At 43.3% G+C, this 11,739-nt stretch carries 8 protein-coding genes; 7 read left to right on the plus strand and 1 reads right to left on the minus strand.

Going from position 1 to position 11,739, the window contains the following annotated elements:
- Nucleotides 1-101: 101 nt before the first annotated feature.
- The 7 genes from BACPLE_RS01915 (at nucleotide 102) to BACPLE_RS01945 (ending at nucleotide 9,954) form a co-directional block, all read left to right on the plus strand.
- Nucleotides 102-413: a helix-turn-helix domain-containing protein gene (locus BACPLE_RS01915; RefSeq protein ID WP_004320467.1), complete on the plus strand. Its 312-nt coding sequence runs from the start codon at nucleotides 102-104 to the stop codon at nucleotides 411-413.
- Nucleotides 414-447: 34 nt separating this feature from the next.
- Nucleotides 448-1,170 (plus strand): hypothetical protein, encoded by a 723-nt coding sequence (locus BACPLE_RS01920; protein ID WP_007558416.1) that lies wholly within the window; start codon nucleotides 448-450, stop codon nucleotides 1,168-1,170.
- Nucleotides 1,171-1,346: 176 nt separating this feature from the next.
- On the plus strand, nucleotides 1,347-1,697 hold the full coding sequence (locus BACPLE_RS01925) for a plasmid mobilization protein (protein WP_007558417.1): 351 nt from the start codon (nucleotides 1,347-1,349) through the stop codon (nucleotides 1,695-1,697).
- Entirely contained in the window at nucleotides 1,694-2,746 is a 1,053-nt protein-coding gene (locus BACPLE_RS01930) for a relaxase/mobilization nuclease domain-containing protein (RefSeq protein ID WP_007558418.1), read from the plus strand. Before BACPLE_RS01925 ends, BACPLE_RS01930 begins: the two co-directional genes overlap by 4 nt.
- Entirely contained in the window at nucleotides 2,743-3,531 is a 789-nt protein-coding gene (locus BACPLE_RS01935; protein ID WP_007558419.1) for a hypothetical protein, read from the plus strand. The genes BACPLE_RS01930 and BACPLE_RS01935 overlap by 4 nt, the downstream gene beginning before the upstream one ends.
- 5 nt (nucleotides 3,532-3,536) lie before the next feature.
- Nucleotides 3,537-4,748 (plus strand): tyrosine-type recombinase/integrase, encoded by a 1,212-nt coding sequence (locus BACPLE_RS01940; RefSeq protein WP_007558420.1) that lies wholly within the window; start codon nucleotides 3,537-3,539, stop codon nucleotides 4,746-4,748.
- 229 nt (nucleotides 4,749-4,977) lie between these two features.
- On the plus strand, nucleotides 4,978-9,954 hold the full coding sequence (locus tag BACPLE_RS01945; RefSeq protein ID WP_007558421.1) for a DEAD/DEAH box helicase: 4,977 nt from the start codon (nucleotides 4,978-4,980) through the stop codon (nucleotides 9,952-9,954).
- Between the two features lie 35 nt (nucleotides 9,955-9,989).
- Here BACPLE_RS01945 and BACPLE_RS01950 read toward each other — a convergent pair whose 3' ends face one another.
- A complete protein-coding gene (locus tag BACPLE_RS01950; RefSeq protein ID WP_007558422.1) occupies nucleotides 9,990-11,735 on the minus strand; it encodes a hypothetical protein in 1,746 nt (581 codons plus the stop codon).
- Nucleotides 11,736-11,739: the final 4 nt, after the last annotated feature.

Raw genomic sequence — 11,739 nt, forward strand, 5'->3', positions numbered from 1 at the left:
TGACGGCTTTTTTCATGCGGTGTCATTTCACAGAATACCACAAATTCACAGGTTTTATTATTGCTCTACCTTTGCCGCCATGAACTTAAAATCAGAGAATTATGACAGATAAGACAGAAATGGTACTGGTATCGCGCGACGAGCTTCAACAGCTTATCGGCGCAAGCGTGAGGTGCGCGTTTGAGGAATACCGGCAGGAACAGGCACCACAGGACACATCGGAGTATTACACCATCCGGCAACTGGCGGAGAAATGGGGTGTGAGCATAGCGACCATCTGGCGGCATGAGAAGTTAGGACACATCAAAGGACAGCGGATTGGACGGCGTGTCCTGTTTCCCAAGGAACAGATAGACCGCATCAAGAGCCTGAAAGCCACCAACAGGAAGGCTGACAAGAACTCCAAGGGATAATTTACAAGACGCACAACAAAAAACGTCAAGGCTAATGAAGAATTTGAAGCAGCTTGTTTTGCCGTGCTACAAATTGGAGATGGCAATGCCTGTGGAGGCATGGTACTTCCTGCACGGGAGCACGGACGGGATATGCAACCTTACCTATCTTCTTTCCCTTTTGTCGAAGATGGCGGTTTCGGAAGTACAAAACACCAAACGGGGATTGGGCTATGCCGTCCATCCCGGACAGGTGGACAGCTCCATGCTGGTACTGGCCAAGGAATGGGGCATCGGGCGCAAGGCGGTGTCCCGCCTGTTGGAGGATTTCTCGGAACGCGGGCTAATCCGTGTTGATTCCAATCCCGTGACTTCCATCATAGACATGGTGTGCGTGAAGTCGTGGATGATAACCGGACGGCTCATCGAGAATCCGACATACCGCCAGACAATCAAGGCATACGAAGGGGTACGGATTTACCTTTTCAACGGGCAACAATTAGAGACCTTGCGCCGCAGTTCGGCAAGGAAGAAGAAAGAAAAACCGACAGAAGAAACGGCAGAGGGAACTGATGGCTTGCCGTCCATGAATCTGACCGATTCCAATCCTATTATAGAAGAAACAGGTACAGCGGAAACCGAAACGGCAGCAACAACCGAAAGCGAAGTGAAAGGCACTGCGGAAAATGCCGTCGTAGATGCCGCCGACAACACACCTGTTTTAGAGGATGGCAATACTCTGTCCGGCTCACAGAAATGGAAACAGCCACAGGAATGAAGCGGCAGGAATGGCAAGCGACAGCGTTTTAGAAGGAATATTTTTTAGGGCTGGCAAGTTAATGTTTTCGTCCACGAAAACCACGCCACCAATGGCGACCCGGCCACACGGGAAACGGCAAGCCCGGATTACAGCCCTAAAAAACAGAACGGTTTAACGGATAAAAGAAAACGGATATGACATATCAGGAGAACAGGAACAAGGGTGGCCGCCCCAAGGCGATGAAAGGTAAGGCGCGGACAAAGACCATATCCACACGGCTCACGCTTGCTGAATGGAAAGCGGTCATGAAACGGATAACAGGTACAGGCAAGAAGCCGTCACACTTCCTGCGTGATTTATTACTATACGGCAAGGTCGTGTCTGCACGGACACAGGAGGACAGGCAACAGATAAGGATGCTGGAGGGAGGATGCAACAACCTGAACCAACTGGCGAAGATGGCGCACCAACAGGGCTTTTCTCTTTTGAAAGGCAAAATCATGGACTTGCTGGACGAGTTCAACAAAATCATAGAGAGGATATGATGGGCGATTTGAAAAAACGGGCGAGTTTCGCCAGAGTGGTGAACTATGTGAACAACCCGAAGAAGGCACGGCTCATCGACGGCAAGGACGTGAGGCTTGATGACAACGCCACCATAGCAAGAAGTATGCAGGGACAGGCGGATGACAAGCCGGGACGCAAACTGAAAAATCCGGTGTACCATATCTCGCTGGACTTCGCCCACGAGGACGCACCCAAGCTGACGGATGCCCTGATGGTCGAAATCGCCCGTGAGTATATGCGGCGCATGGGCATAACGAACACCCAGTACATCGTGTGCCGCCATACCGACAGGGAACATCAGCATCTGCATATCGTGGCCAACAGGGTGGACAATGACGGGAACACCATTAGCGACAGCAATGATAATGTACATAATGTAAAAGTATGTAAAGCTCTCACGAGGGAATACGGACTGCACTTCTCCAAGGGTAAGATGAACGTGAAGCGTGACCGATTGCGTGGAAAGGACAAGGTAAAATACCAAATCTATGATGCTATCAAAGCGGCATTACCCCATTGTAGCTGCTGGTCGGATTTGTGCGACAGGCTGGCAAAGCAAGGAATCGGGGTGAACTTCAAATATGACAAGAGCAAAGGTAAAATCATCGGAGTATCGTTCACGAAGAATGAAATCTCGTTCAGCGGCTCACGGATAGACCGGAGCATGAGCTTTTATAAGTTGGACAGGCTGTTCGGGAGCCAAATCGCCGAGGGCATGGAATGGAGGCCTCGTATGCAAGAACAGCCACAACCAATCTGGCAGGATGTGGAATTTCACAACAATACGACAGATACTTTTATAAGAGAGCCATCACCGACTAAAACGGAAGCGGACGGCAATGTTAGCGGTTCTGCTGAATCCGGCTCAAACATCGTCCAAGTGACCATCGGCACACTCATGGAGTTGTGCGTGCAGCCACACCAAGCCAAGGTGTCATCCGGCGGCGGAGGTGGAGGAAACGAAAGCGGCTGGGGTGAGAATGACAACGAGAAGGACAAACATAAACCAAGAAGGAGAAAAAGATGAAGGACAACAAGCAGAACTTAACCGACCTTATCGGGGCATTGGCAGTGGACATTGAGGAAGTCAAGAAAAAACTGGACGCAAAGGATAGCCCGGACAAGAACGAGGCATTGAAAAGGCTGGAAGCGAAGCTGGAGCCTGTTATACGGTTCTTCAATGGCAATGCACCGGAAAATGTCAATGCCATTTTCGGAAGCAAGGAAGCCATCAAAGAGTACAAGCAATCAATAGGTGATGAAGCGGTAGCAAGTTTACGGTTATACACTGAAGCCAACGAGAAGGATATGCACAAGCATGGAGTTCCCACTATTAAGGAACAACTTAACAAGATACTGGGGCTGCTGACAAGTCATATGGAGAATGATAAGCTGGCTTCGGGAAAAGCACAGCACAGACAAGGCTTCATATCTGGACTGTGGCAGGCAATCCGCCCGGACAAGGCAATAAGCGCAATAAGGCTGTTATGGAGCAAAGTTCCCAATGGCTGGCACAAGAACCCTTACGCATGGGCTGGTATTGGTTGTATGCTCGTATTCTTTGCCCTGTTTGCCGTCAGTTGGGTACAATGGCATGAGTACCGGGAAGAAAACAGGCGGTTGAGAACGGTTGCAGACAAACACCATGTGACTACAATCATGCTTAACGAGTTGCACCCAGGACTAGCTGTGACCGTCGGAGCTTACGAGAAACTGGTGGATGTTGTCGGTGCGGATTCCACTTTAGTCATATTCAACAGGCAGGTCAAGACAGTGAGAGAAGAAGAAAAACAATCCAAACAACAAAAATAAAGTGAATGGCATCCATAAAAGTGAAATTTCGTTCTTCCACCGCAAGCGGCAGGGAGGGCAGCATCTATTATCAGGTAATCCACGGGCGCATAGTCCGCCAAGTCAGGACGGACTACCGCATATTTGACACGGAATGGGACAGGAGAACTTCCTCTGTGAAAATCTTGCCCGAAATCGGTGAAAACAGGAAACGGTATCTCCGTGAAGTGGTGGAACATATTGACTGGGACACCAGACGGTTGAAAGCCATAGTCGTCCAATGCGACAGGCAGGGAGGAATTTATTCCGCTGATAGTATCATTGAAAAATTCAATAGGCAAACGGGCGAACAATCGCTGTTCCGTTTCATGCAGGGCATCATAGGACAGTTGAAGCAGCTTGGCAAAGTCCGCACATCAGAAACCTATACGGCGGCATTGGCCAGTTTTATGAAGTTTCGTGAGGGGCAGGACATACTCTTGTGCGAGATAGACGGCAACACCATGATGCTTTACGAGGCCTGGCTCAAAGGCAAGGGCATCTGCCCCAACACGGTTTCCTTTTATATGCGCATACTCCGTGCCGTTTACAACCGTGCCGTGGAAAAGGAGCTGACGGAACAGAAGCACCCTTTCAAACACGTTTACACTGGCATCGGGAAGACGGTAAAACGCGCCATTCCGTTGAAAGCCATCAAACACATTAAGGAACTTGATTTGACTCTGAAACCGCATCTGGATTATGCAAGGGATATGTTCCTCTTCTCCTTTTATACCCGTGGCATGTCATTCATTGATATGGCCTATCTGAAAAAATCGGACTTGAAGAACGGAACCATCACGTACCGGAGAAGAAAGACCGGGCAGCAGCTCACCGTCAAGTGGGAGAAGTGCATGGAAGACATCATCGCCAAGTATAGAGAGAATACGGCCACCCGTTACCTCCTGCCGATAATTACAAACCCCTGTTCCGATGAACGGACACAATACCGTAATGCCATCTGCCGCATCAATGTGGCGTTGAAGGAAGTTGCCGGTCAGGCAGGATTGAACATACCGCTGACCATGCACGTTGCCCGCCATTGTTGGGCGAGCGTTGCCAAGAGCAAGAACATCCCTCTTTCTGTCATCAGCGAGGGCATGGGACATGATTCGGAAGAGACTACGCGCATCTATCTCGCATCGCTTGACACAAGCGTGGTGGACAAGGCAAACAGCCTTATCCTGAAAGATTTTTGACCGGATATTTATGGTGAAATGTGTTGAGCGAAAAGACGAATCTCTTGATAAGAGTTATAGTTGATATTGCAAAGGTACGCATAATATTTCAAATACCGTGTTCATTCCTCATTTATAATGATATATGAGAGGCATTTTGTGAGAATCTGTTTTGCAAATGCGTCAGATTTTGCCAGTATAGCACTGATTATTAGAGCCCGTTCCTTTGAAATATATCTCTTATCAAGAGATGAATTTCAAGGAAATACTACATAAATTTCGTACCGAATCATTCACAGAAAAGGAAAAAGGTACAAAGTTCGAGCGACTGATGCGCTCATGGTTATTAACAGACCCACGCTACAATGAGCTTGAATCGGTCTGGCTATGGGAAGATTTTCCGGGGCGAAACGATTTTGGCGGTAATGACACAGGTATCGACCTTGTGGCCAAAACTGAATTGGGTGACTATTGGGCTATCCAGTGTAAATGCTATGCTGAGAATACAATCATAGATAAACCTGCTGTAGATTCATTTCTCGCCACTTCCAGCCGCACGTTCACAAACGAGGTAACATTCCAAACAGTCCGTTTTTCAAATCGTATTTGGATTTCAACCACAAACCATTGGGGAACTAATGCAGAAGAGGCTATCCGAAACCAGGAACCGCCTGTTACGCGCATCGGTATGGCAGACCTTGATTCATCTCCTGTGGACTGGCAAAAGCTGATGGACGGTCTAACCGGAAATTCTGCACTGGTGGAGGGCAAGAAGCCTCGTGAACACCAATTGAATGCCATATCAAAAGCATACGTTCATTATATGGCAGATGGTAACGAGAGGGGCAAGCTCATTATGGCTTGCGGTACAGGTAAAACCTACACTTCGCTGCTCATTGCGGAACAGTTGTTTGACAACAAAGGCTTGGTGCTGTTCATGGTTCCGTCCATCGCCTTGTTGGGGCAGTCGCTCAACGCATGGTCGGCAGATGCGAAGAAGCCCATTAAGGCTGTCTGCATCTGTTCCGATTCCAAAGCCTCACGCAAAACCACCAAGGGATCTGACGATACGGACGACAGCGTGGTTGACCTTGCCGTACCAGCATCCACCAATCCACAATCCATTGCATCCCAATTAAAGAAATATCGGGATCATGACGGCTTGGTAGTCGTGTTCTCCACCTACCAATCCATAGATGCCGTTTCTGCAGCTCAACAGGAGATTTTATCCGAGACAAACGGAGAATACGGCGTGTTTGATTTCATTATTTGTGACGAGGCACACCGCACTACCGGCGTAAAAATAGCCGATAAGGATGAGAGCAACTTTATCAAGATACATTCCAATGAGAATGTACAAGGTCGGAAACGCCTTTATATGACTGCCACACCGCGTTTGTATGGGGAATCTGCCAAGATAAAGGCATCGGAAAAGGATTGCATTCTCTGCTCGATGGATGACAAAGCCATTTATGGAGAGGAATTTTATCGCGTGAATTTCTCATACGCCGTTCAAAATGGTTTATTGACGGATTACAAGGTGCTTGTCCTTACCGTTAGTGAAGATGATGTGCCTGACAACATAAAACAAGACATCACCAATTCTACCACCGAACTGAATTTTGACGACACATCCAAGCTCATTGGAGTAATAAACGGATTGTCAAAAATGATACAGGGCGATGACCATCGTACATGGGATGCCGACCCACGCATGATGCGCCGTGCCGTGGCGTTCTGTTCAGCCATAGGCAACGAAACAAAAGCCGGAACTTCAAAATATGTAGCTTCGGTGCTTCCAAGAATATCCGGGAAATACGAAGAAAATCTTGATTCAGAAAGCCTTTCGCATACCGTTTCAGTAACGACACGGCATATAGATGGTTCTATGAACTCGCAGAAGCGTAATGGAATCCTGCAATGGCTGGCGGAAGAGTCTGACAATGAACGTGAATGCCGTATTGTAACCAACGTGCGTTGTCTGTCCGAGGGTGTGGATGTGCCGTCTCTCGATGCCGTATTGTTTCTTTCTGCCCGTAATTCGCAGGTGGATGTGGTGCAGTCGGTTGGCCGTGTGATGCGTACATTTCACAAAGGGCAATCCGATGAAAAAAAGTATGGATATATCATCATCCCTATTGTCGTGCCATCCGATATTTCAGCGGAGGAAGCTCTTGACAACAACAAGACATTCGATGTGGTGTGGGCTATCTTGAACGCGCTCCGCTCACACGATGACCGTTTCAATGCAATGGTAAACAAGATAGCTCTCAACAAGCAGAAGCCGAACAAACAGACCGGCACACCGTCTGTTACCATAGGCCGACCGGGATTGGGTGCAAATGATGGAGAAGCGGAAGCACAACAAATTGAAAATGCAGAAATTGCCAGACAGTTGGAACTTCGTTTCGGGGAGATACAAGACGGCATGTATGCCAAACTCGTGGAAAAATGCGGTGACCGTCTTTATTGGGAGAATTGGGCAAAAGAGGTCGGTCTTATTGCGCACAAATTTATTGAGCGTATTTCCAAACTTATTCAGTCCGGCGTACACAAAAAGGCTTTCAATGAATATTTAAAGGGATTACAGCGAGACCTTAATCCATCGGTAGATGCTGCCCAAGCCATTGAAATGCTGGCACAGCACATCATCACCCGACCTGTATTTGACGCTCTGTTTTCAGATTACCAGTTTGTCAATAATAACACCGTGAGCCGTTCCATGCAGCGCATGATAGACCTCTTGCAAGAGCAGGCTTTTGAAAAAGATACCGAGGTGCTGGAGAAGTTCTACCAATCGGTAAGGACAAATGTAGGCGGTATTGATAATTTGGAGGGTAAGCAGACAATCATAAAGAACCTCTATGAAAAATTTTTCAAAGGTGCGTTTCCGCTTACAGTGGAGAAACTGGGTATTGTTTATACACCGGTGGAATGCGTGGATTTCATCATCCGTTCAGTGGATGATATTCTCAAAGCAGAGTTCAATACTTCGCTGACTGAGCAAAACGTTCATATCCTTGATCCGTTTACAGGTACGGGTACTTTTATTACCCGTTTGCTACAGTCCGGTCTTATTCGACCAGAGGATATGGAACGTAAATATCGGAATGAAATCCATTGTAATGAGATTGTATTGTTGGCCTATTATATTGCTGATGTGAATATTGAATCTGTATTCCATGACATTACCCACAGGGAGACTTATTTACCGTATAGCGGTATCTGCCTGACCGATACGTTCCAGTTGGCAGAGAAAAAGCATAACGAACTTTTCACCGAGTTTTTCCAAGATAATTCCAAGCGGGTGAAGAAACAGATGGCTACACACGTAAGGGTAATTATTGGAAATCCGCCGTATTCCATAGGACAAAAATCGGCTAATGACAATGCACAGAATTTGTCTTACCCGTATCTTGATAAACGTGTATCAGAGACGTATGCAGCGAAGAGTTCAGCCACTCTGAACAAGTCTCTTTACGACAGTTATGTAAAAGCTTTTCGCTGGGCTTCAGACCGCATCCCGCAGAATGAAGGTGGTATTGTTGCATTCATAAGTAATGGTGCATGGATTGATGGGGCTGGGCAGGATGGTATGCGTCGTTGTATTGAAGATGAATTTACTTCTGTTTATGTGCTAAATTTGCGTGGAAATCAGCGTACATCAGGTGAATTATCACGTAAAGAGGGTGGTAAAATCTTTGGTAGCGGTTCACGTACCCCTATCTCCATAACTTTCCTTGTCAAAAATCCGGTAAAGAAAGGTCAAAAGGCTGTTACCCATTATCACGATATAGGTGATTATCTTAGTCGTGAGCAGAAACTCATGATGGTAAAAGATTTCCGTTCCATTTCTTCAGAGAAATTGAAATGGCAGATTATCACACCTAATGATAAAGCTGATTGGATAAATCAACGTGATGGGGTGTTTGATAATTTGATTCCATTGAACCCTGATAAGAAATTAAACTCTAATTCACACTCTATTTTTATTGTAAATGGGCCAAATATTGCCACAGGTAGAGATAGTTGGACTTACAATTATTCTTCGAGCGTATTAAAAGGTAATATAAAAAGGCTCATACAGAATTACAATTCGGAGATAAATTATCCTGTAAATGATATTACTAATGACCCAACAAAAATTAGTTGGACTGCGGGATTACGTTTAAAGGCGACAAAGCATCAAGAGATTGAATATACCTCTAATGTAATAAATCAAAGCATGTACCGCCCCTTTTGTAAACAAAATTTGTACTATGAAAAGGATTTGATAGAGCGACCAGGTATTCAATTCACTGCTTTTAATTCAGATAATCTCATCATTTGTGTTAAAGGCGTTGGAGAGAAAGATTTTTCATGCTATATTTCAAAAACATTGTCCGATTATCAACTATTATTTAATAGCCAATGTTTCCCCTTATATTGGTATGAGGAAAACAAGAATTCCCAAGCAACACTCTTTGATGATGCGGAAACTACCAAATATATTCGCCGGGACGGAATAACCGACTGGATTCTGAAAGAAGTCCGTAGCCGTTTCGGAGGTTCAAAAAACATTACCAAAGAACACATATTCTACTATGTGTATGGGCTTCTTCATTCTAAGCAATACCGTGAGCGATTTGCCGATGATTTGAAAAAATCATTGCCACGCATCCCCATTGTGGATAGCGTACAGGACTTCATGTCCTTTTATAAAGCAGGCAAAGAACTTGCCGATCTGCATCTAAATTACGAACAAAACATAAACGAGCCGGCTATCGGGCAAGATGGAAATTATCTGTTTTTCGCTGCAATGCCTATGTCAGCTCATAGGACTTGTAGCGTAGAAGTGAATGGCGATATGGATATTTGGCAAAATGACTGGACGGATGAAACCTACCAATACTTTGCCGTTGATAAAATGAGGTTTGCCAAAGTTCGTGACGAGAGTGGAAAACTGGTTGCCGATAAGACCCGTATCATTTATAACGAGAACATTATCATTGAGAACATACCACTGAAAGCATACGAATACATCGTTAATGGTAAATCTGCAGTCGAGTGGGTAATGGAACGCTATGCCGTCACAATCGACAAAGCGTCCCAAATCAAAAATGATCCAAACGACTGGTCGCGAGAACACAAACAACCCCGTTATATCCTCGACTTACTTCTATCTGTCATTATGCTATCTTGCCAAACAGTAGATATAGTAAACACTTTACCTAATTTAAAAATTTGATTTATAATCAATAATGCAAAATAGCCTATAAGTTGTTATCTATAGGCTATTTTGCATATAGTTAAATGTTTTTTTTCTTTTGACTGTAGTTCATTGCAAATTTGATTAAAAAGAGAATCATCAAAAGGTTTATTGATTATTTCTTGTGATACGAAAGTGTAAAAAGGGAAAAATTTATGATAAACCTCGTACAGTATTTCTTCTGGAGCTACTTTTTTCCTACATCTCTGCAGATAACTATAATAATCCTCAATCAATTTCTTTAGATGGATTTTGCCCGTCTTAAAATAGGTTGCATATGAAATGAGAGTGTCTAATTCTATTACAACAAGTGGATAAATTTTTGCTTTTACATTGCATTCTTTTAATTTGCTTTGTAGAGCATCGTTTAGAATATAGTTCAAACCAGGAACACATAGCAAACTGTCATCTAAAACTAATATTGGATATATTCGCGGATGTTTTGGTAATTTCATATCCCATATAAAGTTTCTTGCATCAATTGCTCTTATGTGCTCAACAAGTTGGTCAACACCAACTTGTTTGATAAGTTTCTTGTTTAATTCATCTCCTATCTTGTTGTAATCCTTACTATTTATGACATTTTTATTTATCTTGATATCTTTATTTTCAAATAAAAAAATATTATTACCATCACGATGGTAGAAATCTGGCTCTTTATCTTTTTTAGGAAACAATTTCTTGCAATCATCACCAGTTAATTTTATACCTCGTTGTTTATAAAGTGTATTCTTTACAAATTTGTAAAATAAATATTTTTCAGAAAATTCCGTCGTGATATAAGTTGGAAAACCTTTTATTTTCACCGGATTATCAAACGAGGCGTTTATTTTGTTAAATTCAAAATAAACGCTTCTATAAAGGTGATTTATACAGAATATGGCGTTAATCGGCAAGAATGTTTGTTTGTCAATTTCAATCAATGGATAAGTCTTGAAAAATGTGTAATCGCAGTTTTCGTTTGTTGGAATAACATAGTCAGCACTAAAAGAATGAGTGTGCAAATAATTATATCCTTCAAGTCTTTCGTTTAGTTTAATTACAGGGAATTTATCATTTTCATTTTGCAGCGGATATAATATTAACTGTATTACATTATATAGATATTGCGTCCAACTTTGAAAGCCATTGTTTTTCAGAAATTGAGTAAGATGTGGTTGTAACTTTGATTTTTCACAAAATTTAAAGAAATAGTACCCTTTAATAACCTGAAGAACAGAGATAAATTCTGATTTCAGATTTAGCCTCTCATGATTGTTTATGAAATTACATACTAATGATTTTGCATAATATAGATTGGTGAAATTTTTATTATCGTCAAATTCTTCTAATACATTTGTTTTACTTATATTGCTATTTATTAGCAATATAGCCTTGAATAGATATTGTTCTTGTGTCGTTTGTGGTAAAACATTTGTAAAGTTTGATATTGAGAATATCTGTTTTAGCAATTCAAGTCCTGTAGATTCGGAGAGGATGAAGTATGTGCGTGGTATTATATTTGTTGGGTCATTGAGGGTCTTGGCGTAATGATTGCTCATTATGTCTAATACACTTTTTACAAAATCATGGTTCTGTTTGCAAAAAAATGTTGTCACATAATTATTAAGAGTCTTGAACTTACCTCCAGAATATATTATAAATAAGGCAAAGCGTATCAGCCAATTCTTGTCTAATTCTTTTAAGTAGTCAGATATAGGTAGAGGCTCATCGCTAAATACCATTTCGTATGTTATATAAATATTCGGTTCAATTTTCATTATA

The organism is Phocaeicola plebeius DSM 17135, from assembly GCF_000187895.1.
GTDB lineage: Bacteria > Bacteroidota > Bacteroidia > Bacteroidales > Bacteroidaceae > Phocaeicola > Phocaeicola plebeius.

What these genes read in the sequence shown, in the direction of transcription:
- BACPLE_RS01940 (WP_007558420.1), top strand. Translation starts at nt 3,537, where the DNA reads ATGGCATCCATAAAAGTGAAATTTCGTTCTTCCACCGCAAGCGGCAGG.
- BACPLE_RS01920 (WP_007558416.1), top strand. Translation starts at nt 448, where the DNA reads ATGAAGAATTTGAAGCAGCTTGTTTTGCCGTGCTACAAATTGGAGATG.
- BACPLE_RS01950 (WP_007558422.1), bottom strand. Translation starts at nt 11,735, where the DNA reads ATGAAAATTGAACCGAATATTTATATAACATACGAAATGGTATTTAGC.
- BACPLE_RS01935 (WP_007558419.1), top strand. Translation starts at nt 2,743, where the DNA reads ATGAAGGACAACAAGCAGAACTTAACCGACCTTATCGGGGCATTGGCA.
- BACPLE_RS01925 (WP_007558417.1), top strand. Translation starts at nt 1,347, where the DNA reads ATGACATATCAGGAGAACAGGAACAAGGGTGGCCGCCCCAAGGCGATG.
- BACPLE_RS01945 (WP_007558421.1), top strand. Translation starts at nt 4,978, where the DNA reads ATGAATTTCAAGGAAATACTACATAAATTTCGTACCGAATCATTCACA.
- BACPLE_RS01915 (WP_004320467.1), top strand. Translation starts at nt 102, where the DNA reads ATGACAGATAAGACAGAAATGGTACTGGTATCGCGCGACGAGCTTCAA.
- BACPLE_RS01930 (WP_007558418.1), top strand. Translation starts at nt 1,694, where the DNA reads ATGATGGGCGATTTGAAAAAACGGGCGAGTTTCGCCAGAGTGGTGAAC.